Annotated in this window: 8 protein-coding genes; 7 read left to right on the forward strand and 1 reads right to left on the reverse strand. The window is 71.0% G+C overall.

Annotated features, from left to right (window positions below):
* Nucleotides 1-3 precede the first annotated feature (3 nt).
* From ACFY0P_RS26030 to ACFY0P_RS26050, 5 genes are all read left to right on the forward strand, one after another.
* Complete coding sequence (locus ACFY0P_RS26030) at nucleotides 4-144, forward strand: hypothetical protein (RefSeq protein WP_388917612.1); 141 nt, start codon at nucleotides 4-6, stop codon at nucleotides 142-144.
* 165 nt (nucleotides 145-309) lie between these two features.
* Complete coding sequence (locus ACFY0P_RS26035) at nucleotides 310-1,731, forward strand: cytochrome P450 (RefSeq protein ID WP_388917615.1); 1,422 nt, start codon at nucleotides 310-312, stop codon at nucleotides 1,729-1,731.
* Nucleotides 1,732-2,308: 577 nt separating this feature from the next.
* Entirely contained in the window at nucleotides 2,309-6,022 is a 3,714-nt protein-coding gene (locus ACFY0P_RS26040; RefSeq protein WP_388917618.1) for a S8 family serine peptidase, read from the forward strand.
* A gap of 91 nt (nucleotides 6,023-6,113) precedes the next feature.
* Nucleotides 6,114-6,638: a DUF488 domain-containing protein gene (locus tag ACFY0P_RS26045; protein WP_388918175.1), complete on the forward strand. Its 525-nt coding sequence runs from the start codon at nucleotides 6,114-6,116 to the stop codon at nucleotides 6,636-6,638.
* A 353-nt stretch (nucleotides 6,639-6,991) separates the two neighbouring features.
* Nucleotides 6,992-7,990 (forward strand): helix-turn-helix domain-containing protein, encoded by a 999-nt coding sequence (locus ACFY0P_RS26050; RefSeq protein ID WP_388917621.1) that lies wholly within the window; start codon nucleotides 6,992-6,994, stop codon nucleotides 7,988-7,990.
* A gap of 143 nt (nucleotides 7,991-8,133) precedes the next feature.
* On the opposite strand, the gene ACFY0P_RS26055 is transcribed toward ACFY0P_RS26050, so the two are convergent.
* Complete coding sequence (locus tag ACFY0P_RS26055; RefSeq protein WP_388917624.1) at nucleotides 8,134-11,511, reverse strand: S8 family serine peptidase; 3,378 nt, start codon at nucleotides 11,509-11,511, stop codon at nucleotides 8,134-8,136.
* Nucleotides 11,512-11,930: 419 nt separating this feature from the next.
* Between ACFY0P_RS26055 and ACFY0P_RS26060 the strand changes: the two genes are divergently transcribed.
* Both ACFY0P_RS26060 and ACFY0P_RS26065 read left to right on the forward strand, forming a co-directional pair.
* Entirely contained in the window at nucleotides 11,931-12,347 is a 417-nt protein-coding gene (locus ACFY0P_RS26060) for a transposase (protein WP_388917627.1), read from the forward strand.
* 70 nt (nucleotides 12,348-12,417) lie between these two features.
* On the forward strand, nucleotides 12,418-15,594 hold the full coding sequence (locus ACFY0P_RS26065; RefSeq protein WP_388917630.1) for an ATP-binding protein: 3,177 nt from the start codon (nucleotides 12,418-12,420) through the stop codon (nucleotides 15,592-15,594).
* Nucleotides 15,595-15,738 lie beyond the last annotated feature (144 nt).

The following is a 15,738-nucleotide window of genomic DNA, read 5'->3' on the forward strand; positions in this document are numbered from 1 at the left end:
TCTGTGAGCACGCCTTTGGCCCACCGGAAGAACTGGCGTGTCCTCACCAAGCTTCGCCTGTCGGCCCGTTACGCGACGACGCTGCTGCGGGCGCGGCTCCTGCCGACCCCCACCGAGGTCGCCCGCCGACTGACGATCCAGTGACTCAAGCCGGTCGAAGAACAGTCTGCCGAACTCGCCAGCTCCGCTCATCCGACGGAGCCGGGCGAACTGAACCGAGGCACGCTTGCCGTGAAGTGATGCAAAGGTCACAAGGTGGCATCCTGCCGGGGGAAGTTGGGCAGATAACTCGGCCGTATCAACCCTGACATGAGGAGCGTCAAGGCCGTGACCGCCTCACCCGGCACACCTGACCCCGTCCCGACCGCGCCTGGCGGGCTCCCGCTGATCGGGCACGCCCATCATCTGGCACGGACCCCGCTTCCGTTCATCACCTCGCTTCGCGAACACGGCAGCGTAGTCCGCATACGTCTGGGCCCGACCTCCGCATACGTGGTCACCGATCCTGTGCTCACCCGCACCGTACTGGTCACCGAGGCAGCGCACTTCGCCAAGGGCGGAAGGATCTTCGACGTCCTGCGGGGTGTCTTCGGCGACGGTCTGGCCACTGTCGCCGACGGCGACACCCACCTGCGCAACCGCCGCCTGATGCAGCCCATGTTCAACAAGGTCCATATCGCCACCCGCGGCAACGCCATGATCGACCAGGTCAGGTCCATGGTCGGTGCATGGGAGGAGGATCAACTCCGCGACATGTTCGCGGACATGAACGACGTCACCCTCGCCGCCTTCCTCGTCGCTCTCTTCGGCATGGATCTACCCGCGAACCTGCAAAGGGAGTTCACCGTCATCATGCCCGTGATCATGAAGGAGGCGATCCGGCAGACCATCCTGCCCCCCTGGGTGACCCGGCTCCCGCTGCCCGCGAACCGCGCCCACACCCACCGTGTCGCCCGCCTGCGCGCCCTCATCGACCAGGCCATCGACCACCACTCCGGCCGCTCGGCGGGCACGTCCCCCGCCACCGCCCATGATCCGGCCGAAGCCGCAGGATGCCCCCACAAGGCCGCCGCCAACGAGCAGGCCGGGTTGTTCGAGACCCTGTTGGCAGCCGGGGATCAGTTCACCCGCCGGCAACTCCAGGACGAAGCCATCACCCTGATGAACGCGGCGATCGAGACCACGGCCACCGCCCTCGCCTGGACCTTGTACGAGCTCACCCAACACCCCGAGATAGAACAGCGTCTGCGCGCCGAACTCGACGCCGTCTGCACCGGCCGACCCTTGCGTCAAGAGGACCTCGACCGGCTCCCCTACGCCCGGCAGGTACTGCAGGAGGCCCTCCGCAAATACGGGCCGGCCTGGATGGTGACCCGAGTCGCCACTCGGGACATCGACCTCGGCGGACACCACATCCCCCAGGGCGCCGACATCGTGTGGAGCCCTTACCTCCTCCAGAACGACCCCGCCCACTTCCCCGAACCGGCCTCCTTCGACCCCGACCGCTGGCCCCCCGATCGCGTACCCACGACCCGCGATTCCCTCTTCGCCTTCGGAGACGGCCGCCGCAAGTGCATCGGAGAGAACTTCGCCTGGACCGAAATGCAGATCATCCTGGCAACCGTCCTGCAGACCTGGCCCCGTCTCCGCCTCGTCTCCCGCCCTCCCCGCCCTCAGACAGCCATCACCGTCAAGCCAGACCAACTCGCCATGGTCTTCGGAACCTCTTGATCGGGCCCGACCCGCTCCCGAAAACCCAAGATCCGAGGTGCCTGCGGGCCCACTAGCTTGATCTTTAACCCTTGCGGCGGGGTCAGAAGGCGCGTTGCGAGTGGAGCACCGTCCACAGGTTGAACACCTGCGCCGATTCCGCAACTGGGCGCCCCGATAAGCAGACTTCGACGCAACCCTGTGCGAACGTGCGGAGGCCGTCCGAGACCTCGAAGCCTGACGGCAAAGCGCCACGCCACGACCACGTGGGGCTGCCGGCCCCCCCCTGGCGGGAAGGCCCATCACCCATCGATGACGTGAGAGCGCGGGCCCGCCGCACCTGGCGTCCGCCCCGGCGGAGGGCATGCGCCAAGCCGCCGACCGGGATGCCCCACAGGCCCGTTGCTCCGTCCCTCACGCCGAATTCATGGGGCGGTCCGCCGCCGTCCCCCGGACGCGCGGTGGCCGACGACGCCGCCTGCTCGCGGCGCAACTGTGCCATGGCGCAAGAGCGACATGTGCGACCCCTTGAACGACGGCGGGGGAGGCCAGAAGATCCAGTGATCTTTCGCTCTTCGCCGCGTCTCAGGAGTCTTCTTTGCCCAAGGTTCCCATCCCCCGGCCCGGGCCGATCGCCCTCGCCGTGGCGGCCGCGCTCACACTCGGCGTCATACCGGCGACTGCCGCTGTGTCCGCGTACTCCGCCGGTGAGGTGTCACACAACGACGCCGGACACCAAATCCCAGGCGATGCCGGCACGCACACCGTCACCCTGATCACGGGTGACAAGGTCACCATCGGGACCGCCGCCGACGGCACCGTCGTGCGCTCCTTCCAGGCCGCGAGCGGAGCCACCACCGGCTTCCACCGCGTTGTGGTGGACGGCGCCACCTACGTCTACCCCGACGCCGCCCTGCCGTACGTGAGCGCCGGCAAACTCGACAAGCAGCTCTTCAACGTGACGCGGCTGATCACCGAGGGCTACGACGACGCGCACAGCTCCCGGCTGCCGCTGATCGTGCGCTACACCGGAGCCGCCGCCAAGGCCCGCGCCCGGACGAAGATGGCCGGCTCGACCGACGTCCGCCGCCTGGACAGCATCCAGGGCGCGGCCCTCGCCCAGAACCACAAGCAGGCACCGGAGTTCTGGTCCTCGCTCACCGGGGGTTCCGGCGCGGCGGCCCGGTCCGCGAAGCCGTCCTTCGCGGGCGGCGTCGCCCACGTGTGGCTCGACGGCAAGGTGAAGGCCGACCTGGCCGACTCCACCGCCCAGATCGGCGCGCAGAAGGTATGGGCGGAGGGCGACACCGGCCAGGGCGTGAAGGTCGCGATGCTCGACAGCGGCGCGGACACCGAACACCCGGACCTGGTCGGGCAGGTGTCCGACAGCGCCAGCTTCGTCCCCGGCGAGGACGACATCGCCGACTACAACGGCCACGGCACGCACGTCGCCTCCACCATCGTCGGCACGGGCAGTGCCTCCGACGGCAAGGAGCGGGGTGTCGCCTCCGGCGCCCGGCTGGCCGTCGGCAAGGTGCTCAACTCCGAGGGCAGCGGTCAGGAATCCTGGATCATCGCGGGCATGGAGTGGGCCGCCCGCGACCAGAAGGCCAGGATCATCAGCATGAGTCTGGGCGGCGACGGTGACAAGACCGACCCGATGAGCCAGGCCGTCGACGAACTCAGCCACGACACAGGCGCGTTGTTCGTGATCGCGGCGGGCAACGGCGGCCCGCACTCCATCAGCAGCCCCGGTGCCGCGGACTCCGCGCTGACCGTCGGCGCCGTCGACTCCACCGACACGCTCGCCGACTTCTCCAGCCAGGGCCCGCGTGACGGCGACGGCGGGCTGAAGCCGGAGATCACCGCGCCCGGCGTCGACATCGTCGCGGCGCGCTCGCACTACAAGCGCGGCTCCGGCTACTACACCACGATGAGCGGCACGTCGATGGCGACGCCGCACGTCGCCGGTGCCGCCGCACTCCTCGCCTCCGAGCACCCCGACTGGACGGGCACCCAGCTCAAGGAGGCGCTGGTCAGCAGCGCCAAGGCAACCACGGCGTACACCCCGTACCAGGCGGGTGCCGGCCGGCTCGACGCGCTGGCGGCCGTGCACACCACGGTCTTCGCCACCACGACCGCCTACTCCGGCTTCCACACGTGGCCCCCGAAGCCCGGAGAGACCGACGTCCAGACGGTGACGTACACCAACGTCGGCGACGCCCCGGCCGGCCTCAGCCTGGCGGTCAACGGCACCGTCCCGGCCGGGTTGTTCAGCCTCTCCGAGGACCATGTCACCGTGCCCGCGCACGGCACCGCCGCGGTCACGCTGACCGCGGCTCTGGACAAGCTGGCGGGCGACCAGTCGGTCAGCGCCATGATCACCGGGACGGACGGCGCCGGGACGGTCCGCGCCCGGACCCTGATCGGCGCGGCCCGCGAGGGCCAGCGGCAGAATCTGACCGTGGTCGCCAAGGACCGTTCGGGCAAGCCGCTGGAGGGCCGGGTCGTCCTGACCGCCGAGCACCTCTTCACGGTGCTGGACCTCGACGCGTCCGGCACCGGCACGGCGCGGCTGCCCGTCGGCAGCTACAGCGGCTGGCTCACCGGTGACGTGCAGGGCGCCGAAGGCCCGCACTCGCGCGGCATGGTGCTGCTCGCCTTCAACGACGTGAAGCTGGACCAGGACCGTACCGTCATCCTGGACGGCCGCAAGGCACGCCGGATCCTGGCGCGCGTGCCGCAGCAGACCACCGCCGTCGCGCCGCGCCTGGATGCCCACCGGTCCTTCGCCGACAGCCTGGTGGAGACGTCGATGCTGCCGGACCCGTCGTACGACAGCATCTGGGCGCTCCCGACCGACAAGAAGGTCACCGACGGCGAGTTCGAGACCGGCGCCCGCTTCCGCCTCGAACAGCCTGCGCTGACCGTGAGCACGAAGTCGACGACCTTCAACGACCCGCTGGTCAAGCGCGCTGCCACGCCGCTGCCCGCCGGTACCCGGAACCTGACGGCGGTCTTCGCCGGTGACGGCACGGCCGAGGAGTTCGCGCGGCAGAACGTGCGCGGCAAGGCCGTCGTGGTGCGCGGCGCCGGCACGGCAGGGATCAAGGCCCAGGCGGAGGTCGCCGCGGCCGCCGGCGCCCGGCTGCTACTGGTCGTCAACGACGGCGTCGGCCGCCTGCAGCCCTGGGACGAGAACCCCTGGAGCCCGGAGAGCCCGGCCCCGGTGACGGTGGCGACGCTCAACGCCGACCAGGGCGCCGACCTGCTCGGCCGACTTCGGCACGGCACGGTCTCGCTGAAGGTCACCTCGCACCCCACGACCGACTACGTCTACGACGTCGTGCACCACTGGAAGGGCGCAGTTCCGGCGGACCCGACCTGGCGTGAGAAGTCCAAGGACCTCGGCCGGGTGAACGTCTCCTTCCGGAACTACCGGCAGGGCAAGGCGATGGAGTTCCGCCCGGACGTCTGGCGCGGCTGGGCCGTCGGCAACCAGCTCACCGCGCCCGCCCAGGGCGAGCGCACCGACTGGGTCACCGCCGGCACCACATGGCTGGACGACGCCTTCATCCAGGGCGAGACCGGGCAGCACTCGATCGAGCCGCTGACCTACCCGGCGCGCAAGACCGGCAAGGTCAGCTGGTTCGGCCCGATCCAGCGGCCCCGCATGGGGCCGATCAACTACCAGCCGGTGCGCTACCTCGACACCATGTACATCACGGCGCCCGGCTGGGGTGACTCGGGGTCCGGCCACGTCGGCGAGGCCGGCGCGAACTTCGACGTCAGGGACTGGATGTCGCTCTACCAGGGCGACCAGCAGCTCGACTGGGGCAACGCCGAGTACCTGCAGGTTCCCGGCCTCGGCGCCGAGCGCCTGCCCTACCGGCTGGTCCTCGACAACGACCGCGGCACCTGGGCCGACCCGTACTCGACGCACACGCTGACCGAGTGGGACTTCACCTCCGCGGTCACCGGCAGCGATGCGGCGGTGTCCCTGCCGCTCATCCAGCTCGACTACGGCGTGGACACCGACAAGTCCGGCCGTGCCGACCGGCACGCCGGCCTGACGGTGACCGCCTCGCACCTGCCGGGCACCACCACCACCATCGGGAAGCCGACCGTCGAGGTGTCGTACGACGACGGTGCGACCTGGCAGCGGACCGACCTGAGCCGGTGCGACGACGGATGGCGGACGAACCTGCGCGCGCCGCGGTCCGCCGACTTCGTCACCCTCCGGGTCGGCGCCCGGGACAGCGCGGGCAACACCGTCTCGCAGACGATCACCCGGGCCTTCGGCCTGCGCTGACGTCACCCCCGGGAGGTCACCCGGGACAGCACCGCGTGGGTGGGACCGCAGCCGGCGGCCCCGCCCACGCGGCGTTCCCAGGTGTCAGAGGATCTATGAGGACGCCTCGTCGCGGAACGGCAAGCGAGTGCTCGTGGACCGCCTGTGGCCCCGCGGAATGCGCAAAGAATGGGGCCCACCCGGACGAATGGCTCCGCGACGTGACGCCGTCGGCGGACCTGCGCCACTGGCACCACCACAACCAGGAGCGCTTCGCGAGTTCGGGGATCGCTACATCGGCGAACTGGAGGACGCCGATCACCGGCCGGCCGTGCAGCACCTGCGTGATCTCGCCGCCCGAGACAAGGTCACCTTGCACACCGCCACCAAGGACGTCGGCCCCAGTGAGGCCGCCGTGCTCGCCCAGCGGCTCGGCGCCGCCGGCACAGCGGGCCGCCAGATCCGTCGCTCCGTCATCCGGCGGACCTGGCGGACTGCGCGGCAGCAGGTTCTTACCCGGAGGACTTTCGCCTTCCCCGGTGTCGACGCGGGCGGCGCGCGGCTGATCTTCGAGCTGCCCCCGCAGAGATCGCCGTACACCCCACCGAGGACGCCCCCCTGCACGAGTTCTGTCTGACGTGCGACGACCTCGACACCCAGCTCGGGGAACTGCGTGCGGGGCGTCGAGATCACCCGTCCGGTCGGCGAACAGCGCTGGGGCAGGCTGACGGCGGTGCGTCTGCCCAGTGGCGCCGAAATGCCGCTGTACGAACCTCGCCACCCCATGGCCCACAGTCTGTGGCACTCGAGCGGCCCCGCCCGGGGTCCATCGGATGCTGACGGCACCTCCCCGTCACGGTGAATCGGATCGCCGGCGGCAACCGTCGTGGTGCCTGGTCGCAGGGGCTGGCGGAATCATCCGCCGGGACGACTGCGTTCCCCCTGCGGAAACCCGGGTGGAGGCGGCCCGGATACTGAGAAAGGCGCGACATGCTGGAGACGGTGGGCCTGACGGCCGACGAGAGTGAGGTGTACCGCCTTCTGGTCGCCACCGGGACTGCGTGCGCTCAGGACATCTCCGGCCGCTCGGACCTCGACGTCGTGACCGCGAGGCTGCTGCTGCGCGCGCTGGAGCACAAGGGCCTGGCGTCGGCGGTCGAGGACAGTCCCGAATGGTTCACGGCCGTGCCGCCGCAGGTGGCCCTCATGCCCCGGCTCCAACGCCACTTCGACGCCCTGGAACAGACCCGGGCCGCCGTCTACGAACTGGCGGAGACACACCGCCGCAGCGCATGGGCCCGGAGCACGGGCGAGGCCGTCGAGATCATCACTGGCGCGGCGGCACTGCGCCAGCATCTGCGCCAGCTCCAGCACGGCACCGACCGCGAGATGATGTGGTTCGTGAAGGCCCAGTACGTGGCCATGTCCCCGGAGAGCAACCAGGAGGAGTTCGAGGCGCTGGACCGGGGCGTGCTCTACCGGGCCCTGTACGAGCAGGCGTACTTCGACTGCCCCGACGCGGTGGACTACGTCGTCAAGGGCGTGCGCGCCGGAGAGGTCGCCCGGGCGGTGCCTCTGCTGCCGCTGCGGATGGCGATCGCCGACCGCTCGGTGGCCATCCTGCCGCTGGCCGCCTCGGGCACATCCCGCAACCCCCGGGAACTACGGGCCGCGGTGGTGCGGGAGAGCAGCCTGCTGGACGCGCTCATCGCCCTGTTCGAACACCACTGGGAGATCGGTGCCCCGCTCCGGGTGACAGAGGAGGGCCGGATCGGCGGCGCCGGCACCACGGATGCCGCCTCGCCGGCCGGGGAGGACCGGCACCTGCTCTCCCTGATGGTCGCCGGCATGACGGACGAGGCGATAGCCGGACAGCTGCGGGTCAGCAAGCGCACCGTCCAGCGGCGCATCCAGGGCCTGATGAGCCTGGCGGGCGTCGCGACCCGTATGCAGCTGGGCTGGCATGCGGCCCGCCGCGACTGGCTCTGAGTACGGCGGACGCCGCACCGCACACGGACAGGGCCCACCGGATGTGTCCGGCGGGCCCTGTCCTCGACCGTCCGGCCGCTGCGGCCGGGCTGCACTGCTCGCGGAAGCGGCTGCTCGAGGAAGTGGCTGCTCCGCGAAGGCGGCTACTTGAGCAGGTAGCCCTTGATGACGGTCTCCTTGAAGGAGTTGCCCGCCGCGTCCTCGACGTGGACGCGCAGGCTGACCGAGCCGCCCGCGGCGCCGCGCGGGTGCTCCACGGTCACGGTGCGCTCCATGCCGGAGCCCTTGATCCGCGCCGACTGCCAGGTCTTCCCCTCGTCGAAGGAGACCTCGGTGGTGAAGACGCGGACGGGCGAAACCGGGGCGCCGGCCGTCCGCTGGATCAGGACCGGGATGTCGAGCCTGCGGCCGGCCTCGGCCCGGTTCCACTCGTCCAGCTTCGGCGACATACGGACCGCGTACAACGGCAGCGCCTGCCGGGTCGCCGTGGTCTGCGACCGGAACCGCCATTCCGCCCGCACACTCGTGGAGACGGAGCTGGGGGCCATGTCACGGTTGTGCTCGACCGTCAGACGGTAGTCGGCGGGGGTGGCGTCGGCCGGGACGTCGCTCATGCTCCAGTCCTGGGAGACCAGCTCGCCGTTGCGTCGCAGCTCCACCTTGGGCAGCCCGGCCGTGGTGTCGGCCACCAGATCGAGGTTGCCGTTGGCGGCCGACTGGAAGGGCCGGTACATCGTGTCACCCTCGCGGAAGGCGGCCATCTGGTCCGAGAGGCCCACGGCCTGGATCCCGCCGTTCCAGCGCTCCTCGACCTGGGAGCCTGCCTTGTAGCCGTGCAGGTCGCTCAGGTAGCTCTGCCCGTGCGCGTCCGGGTCGAGGAAGCTGTTCTGGTCGAAGGCTGTCTGCCAGCGCAGGCCGTCGGCCGCCGAGAAGTAGTCGACGCGTCGCGTCGGGACCGGGATCCCCTCCATCGCCCGTCCGCTGAAGCGGACGTCGTCGACGTACGTCCACACGAGGCGCGTGGCCGTGGTGCCGGGCGTGGTCGCGGCGAACGTGGTGTTCACCCGGGCCAGCTCCGACTTGCGGGGGTGATAGGCGGGGTCCGCCGGGATCGCGCCGTGCACCGGTCGCGTGAGGTAGTAGACCGAGGACGGATTCCCGTCGGGGCCGGCCGGGTCGCCCCAGACACTGGTGACGAGGTACGTGAACTTCGATTCCTTGTCCCGGGCCGTCGGCACCGCGTACACGCCGTCGATGTGGTCCGTGCCGATCGCGTTGTACATGGTGACCGAGAGAAGCTGGTCGGCCATGCTGATCGTGCCGATCTCGGCCGACATGATGCGCGCGGAGCGGCTCGGTGCCGACACCGTGACGGGCTTCGCCTTCCGGGCGTCGATGGTCACCTGCCGGTCGGCGCTCATCACGACCTTCGGCACACCGACGATGGTGCCCTCGGTGAAGGAGGCGTCGAAGTAGAAGCCGCTCACCGAGTAGGTGTCCTTCGGCAGTCGCACCACCGTGCTGCTCTTGCCGAGCGCCTCGACGTCGTACGCCTTGCCGTCGGCCGAGTTGACCAGCAGGTAGGCGTTGTCGGGGGCGGCGCCCGTGCGGCTCTTCATGTCGATGCGCAGGTCGTAGGACGGCTGCTCGACGTCCATGCCGAACGGGACGCGCACCGAGACCGGGCCGTCCGCCGAGGTCGCGCTCACCACGCCGCTGTAGGCGGCGTACGTGGTCGTGGCCTCCGGCGTCGCGGTGAGGGTGACGTCCGCCGTTCCGTGCGCGGGCACGGTGACCGAGCCGGCGCTGAGCCGGAACACACCGGCCGGCGCGGGCACGTCCTTCTTGCCGCTGCTCGGGTTGTCCTTCAGCTGGAGAGTGACCGGCGCGGCGCCCGCGTTGCGGTAGGTGATGGTCTTGGTCACCGGAGGCCGCTTGCCGTCCGTCCAGCGGATCTGCCCGAAGTCCAGTGCGGTGGTGTCGGCGGTGACGTCCTGGTCGACCGCCCGGGCGACGTCGACGCGTCCGGCGCCCTGGAAGTAGGCGCCGTGCTCCTTGGCGCCGGTCGCCGACTGCATCAGCTGACGCTTGACCTGCTCCGCCGTCCAGTCGGGGTGCTGCTGGAACAGGATGGCGGCGGCTCCGGTCACGTGGGGCGTGGCCATGGAGGTGCCGCTCATCGCGACATAGCCGTCGTCGGCGGTGGTGCCACCCGCCTGTGCGGCGACGACGTTGACGCCGGGGGCGATGATGTCCGGCTTGAGGCCGGAGTCGCCCACCCGCGGGCCGACCGAGCTGAAGGCGGCGAGGTCGTCGTCCTCGTCGGCCGCGCCGACGGCCAGCGCCCGGTCGTCGGAGGCGGGTGAGGAAACCTTGTCGGGACCGCTGTTGCCGGCCGCGGCCACGACCAGCGTGCCGTAGTCGCGGGACACGGTGTCGACCATGGCCTCGACGGCGTCGGTCTCCGGCGTGTCCGTGTCGCCCAGGCTGAGGTTGATCACCCTGGCGCCGTGCTGGGCGGCCCAGGCCAAGCCCTCGACGATGTTCGAGTTGTCGCAGTTGCCGTCCGCGGTGCACACCTTGCCGGACAGGATCTGGACGCCGGGTGCCACACCCTTGTACTTGCCGTCCGAGGCCGCACCGGAACCGGCGACCGTGGAGGTCACGTGGGTGCCGTGTCCGTTCAGGTCGTCGGTGTTCGGCTCGGTGGTGAAGTTCGCGGACTCGGTGACGAGGCCCTTGAGGTCCGGGTGATGGGGGTCGTAACCGGTGTCGAGCACGGCGACCTTGACGCCGGTGCCGGTGTAGCCCTTCTCCCAGGCGTGCGGGGCGCCGATGCGCGGCACCGAGCTGTCGAGCTGGATCCTGGAGTGGCCGTCCAGCCAGACCCGGCGCACACCCGCTCCGAAGGACGTGGCGTCCGCCCGGCCGGGGGCGATGCCCTTCCAGAACCCGGCGGCGTCCGCGCGGTGTTCACCGAGGGTCGCGAAGGGGGTCCCGCCGATGGGGCGGACGGCGTCGGCACCGGCGGCGGTGAGCTGTCGCCGGGCGGTGCCCGCGTCACCGGCGTACTCGACGATCAGCGGCAGGCTCGACCGCTGCGCGTACTTGCCCCGGACCAGGGCGGAGACGTTGAACAGTGCCTTGTCGAGGCGGCCCGTCGCGAGCAGCGGGAGCGTGTCGGCGGGTATGACCGTCCAGTCGCGACCGGCCTGGCGCTTGATGAACGCGACTCGTTCGCGGCCCTCGGCGGGCTCGACCGACACACTCTGCTTGCCCGAGGTGTCCGTCTCCAGCGTGACGCGGTCGCCGGTGATCAGTGTGAGCTGATGCCGGGAGATGATCGGCGACCGGGCCGCTCCGGCCTGCGCGGCGGCTTCCGTTCGCCCGGTGCCCGGGCCGAGGTCCTGAGCGGCGCCGGGGGCGGCGGTCAGTCCGGCCACGAGCGCCACGAGGGCGGCGGCTGCCACCGTGTGCCGAGGCCGGGGTGGGCGGATCCGGCGGCGCCACCTGTTGTTCATGTCTCTCATGGGAGGACAGCGTGCTGCCGTCAAGCGCCGAGGTCAGCAGTCTGCCCTGTCCACCAGGCGTCAAGTCACCTTTACGCCAACCCCAATACTGCACAAGGGGGACAAACGCGTGCAGGTCGGCGGCTCATTGATGTACCGAGCAAGCCGCTCCCGGGTGGTGTCAAGCCGCCGCCGGAGATCACGCACAGTCTTTCCTCACCGGCTCGACCGGAGACCCTTCGGCTGCCCCGGCGGCGAGTACTGTGCCGTAGCCCAGAGCCCAGAGCCCAGAGCCCTTAGAGGGTGTCCCACACGATCGGTCCGCCGAGTTGCCAGGGGGCCGCGACGAGGAGGTCCTGGTAGTCACACCAGGAGAAGCTCCTGCGGCCCACGCGGCTGTCAATGTGACCTCGGCGGCGTGGCCCTGCCGGATGCGGGACACCCACACCCGGCTCGCGGCCTCGTCCGGCAAGGGTGTGGCCACGGTCCACCGCTGCGTCCGCGAGGCCGTGAGCCTGCTGGCCACACTGGTTCCCACACTTCAACAGGCCCTCGATCGCGCGGCATCCGAGGCGTTCGTGATCCGGGACGACACCCAGCTGCCCAGTGACCGGATCGCCACCGACCGGCCCTTCCACTCGGGCAGGCACCGCAAGCACGGGTACCACGTCCAAGCCCTCGCCGACCCGCTCGGCCGCCTGCTGCGGGCCTACGCCGCACCACCCGGAACCGGGAACGACATCAAGGCGGCCCGCACTCACCGCATCATCGACGCCTTGGCCGAGGCCGGTCCGACCTGCGAGAGCAACTGGCATACAGGGAAGGAAGAGTTCACCAAACACCTCTAGTGGATCCTGCACACCGGACGTCGTGCTCGCAGGCCTCGTGATCCCCCGGTAGGGTTCTGCCCAGACGTTGATGATCACCATTGGCACGACGACATACCGTCACGTCTTCTCGGTGGTCGGCGTTCTGGGCTGGCTGTGGGGGCGTGTGATGACGTTCGGTGAGAAGTTGCGGGATCTGCGCCGGGCTTCAGGGCTGACACAGGAGGAGCTCGCCCAGGCCACCGGGCTGGCGGCCAGGTCGATCAGGGATCTGGAGCGGGGCCGCCGGAAGCGGCCGCAGCGCCGCACGCTGGAGCTGCTGGTGACGGCGTTGGGACTGACCGACACCGACGCCGTCACGCTGCTTGCCGCCGACCGTCCTGGTCGGCAGGGCGGCCCTCCGGCCGATGACGGCGCGACCGAATCAGGTCTGCGCGAACGTCGCCGTCAACTAGCGGCACTTGACCGCGCGGCCGGTGAGGCCCGGGCCGGTCGGGGTGCGGTGGTGCTGGTGCGGGCGGGCGCGGGGATGGGGAAGACCTCCCTGGTGAACGCTTGGGCCGAGGCCGAGCAGCCGCGGGGGATCAGGGTGGTGCGGGGCAGCGCGGGAGAGCTGGAGCAGGACTTCGCCTTCGCGGTACTACGGCAGTTGGCCGAGCCGCTGCTTGCTCAAGCCGGTCGGGCCGGGCGGGAACGGCTGCTCTCGGGTCCCGCGGAGTCGGCGTCGCACGCCCTGCGTGTGGCTGGACTCGGTGACGCCGGAGCCCTGTCGTCGGAGGCGTCTCAGGGCCTGCTGCACAGCCTGTACTGGCTGATGGTGCATGTCACGGACGACGGGCCGATCGCTCTGGTGGTCGACGACGCGCACTGGGCGGACGGCCCGTCCGTACGGTGGCTGGAGTACCTGGCGCGACGTCTGCGCGGTCTGCCGTTGCTGTTGGTGCTGACGGCACGGCCCGACAGCGGGACCGGGGCCGAGCCGCTGCTGGAGCGGATCGCCGCCCAGCCGCACTGCGTGCGGGTCGGGTTGCCGGCGCTGGGCGTCGACAGCGTGGCGTGGCTGGTGCGGGCGAGTCTGGGCCACGACGCCGAACCTCGGTTCGTCGCCGCCTGCGCCGAGGCGACCCAGGGCAACCCCCTGCTGCTGCGCGAGTTGCTCCGCGCCCTGGCCGACAAGGGTGTCAGGCCTGTCGATGACCGAGCACAGCTGGTCGAGGAGTTCCGCGGCCGGATCCTGGCGGACACCGTGGTCAAGCGGCTCACCGGCCAGCCGGAGCCGACCCGGCGTCTGGCCGAGGCCCTGGTGGTGCTGGGGGACGGAACTGACTGGCATCTGGCGGCCGAACTGTCGGAGTTGGGCGAGGCGCAGGCCCGTGAGCACGGGCGCCGGTTGCGGCGGATCGGGGTACTGGCACCGGGTGAGCCGGTGCGGTTCGATCATCCCCTGGTCCGTGCTGCGATCGCCGAGACCGTCGGACCGGTGGAGCTGGCCACCGGACACGCGCGGGCGGCCGAACTGCTGCGGCGCGAGGGGGCGGCCGGTGATCTGGTGGCCGCCCACCTGCTGCTGGCCGAACCGAGCGGTGAGCCCTGGCGGGTCGACGTCCTGCGGCAGGCGGCGCGGGCCACGCGTGGCCGAGGCGCCCCTGAGGTCACCGCGGCCTATCTGCGCCGTGCCCTGCGAGAGCCGATGTCCGGCAAAGAACGCGGTCCCCTGCTGCTGGAGCTCGGCGAGGACGAGTTGCAGCTCGACATCGGCGCCGCACGGCATCACCTGACGCAGGCCGCCGCGGTGTTGCCGGACCCGTACTCTCGCGCTCAGGCGGCCTATCTGCTCGCCAACGCGCTGTTCCTCGGGCATGAGCACACGGATGCCGTCGAGGTGCTCGCCCGCGCGGTGGAGGACCTGCGGCAAGCCGACGACGGCACCGGGGCGGCCCGTGAGGTGTCATGGTTTCTGCAGGCCCAGATGCTCCTGATCGGCTATGACCAGCTGTCCACTCTCCCCGCGGCCCGGCAACTCGCAAACCGGCTGTGGGGGCACAAGCTGGCCGGTGACACCCCGGGTGAGTGCGCAGTCCTGGCCGCGTTGGCCGCCTCGGCCGTCGCCGGGGACGCCAGCGCCGAGGTCGCCAACAGCCTTCTGGACCGGGCTCTGCGCGGCGGGTTGGCGGCCATGGACCAGTCGCAGATGCTGGTGAGTCTGGCCGGGACGGTCTTCCTGACCACGGACCGTCTCGACGACGCGGCCGCCCGGTTCGAGCAGATCGCCGACATCGGTGCGCGGTGGGGCGTGTTCCTCATGGTGTCGACGGCGATGATATGGCAGCTCAGGGTCCACGCGCGCCGAGGCCAACAGCTGGCGCTCACGGCGGACTTCGGGCATCCCGCCGTCACGGACGGCGAGGGCCTGGAGCCGCGGGCACGGCTGGCGCTGATGGCCCAGGTGGGCGAATCGCTGATCGAGCGGGGCGACCTGGCCTCGGCCGCACGGCTGCTGATGCCGGACGCCGACACCGACCGGGGCGGCTGGGTGTGGCAGGGACCGATGCTCCTCGCGCGCAGCCGCGTGTACGCCGCGCGGGGCAATCGGGCCGCCGCCCTCACGGTCCTGCTGGAGTACGGTGCGCAGGAGAAGCGGACGCGGGTCACGAACCTGACCGGGGCGCCCTGGCGGTCGCGGGCGGCGCTGCTGCACCTGGCGCTCGGACAGCGGACCGACGCGCTTCAACTGGCCACCGAGGAACTGGAGCTGGCTCACCGCTGGGGCACCGAGCGGGTGATCGGCCTGGCGTCGCGCTGCCTGGGAGTCGTCATGGGCGGCCCCGAAGGGGAGGCCCACCTGCGCGAGGCCGTCGCCATACTGGAGCGGTCTCCGGCCCGCCTGGAACTGGCCCGGACCCGGTACGAGCTGGGCGTCGCGCTGTCGCGCAGAGGAGAGACCCACCAGAGCGGCCAGGTTCTCACCCAGGCGCTGGACCTTGCCGATGCCTGCGGCAGTCTCCTCCTGTCCGGCCGGGTACGCCGGGCGCTGACCGAACTGGGGGTGCGCCCGAGAGCCGCGCCGGCAGTCGCCCCGAGTCTGTCGCTGACCGAGCACCGGGTGCTGGAGCTGGTAGGCGCCGACTACAGCGACCGTCAGGTCGCCCAGGCCCTGCTGCTGACTCCGCAGGACGTGACCGGCCTGGTGGAGCGAGTGGGCCGCAGGCTGGGGGTGACCAACCGGTCGGAACTGGTACGCCTGGCGGGAGCCGGCCACGCCCGGTAGGTACCGCGGGGGTCGAGAGCCGGCTTCCCGCCACACCCCCAGTCGGCTTGCCCAGAGGCTGGATGTAACGGTCGCCGGGGAGCCTGGAACCGGACGTCGCCGGAGGTGTGCGCTTCTGGCTCACACTCCCGTTCCGCTCCGGTG

It is taken from the genome of Streptomyces sp. NPDC001714 (assembly GCF_042892755.1).
GTDB lineage: Bacteria > Actinomycetota > Actinomycetes > Streptomycetales > Streptomycetaceae > Streptomyces.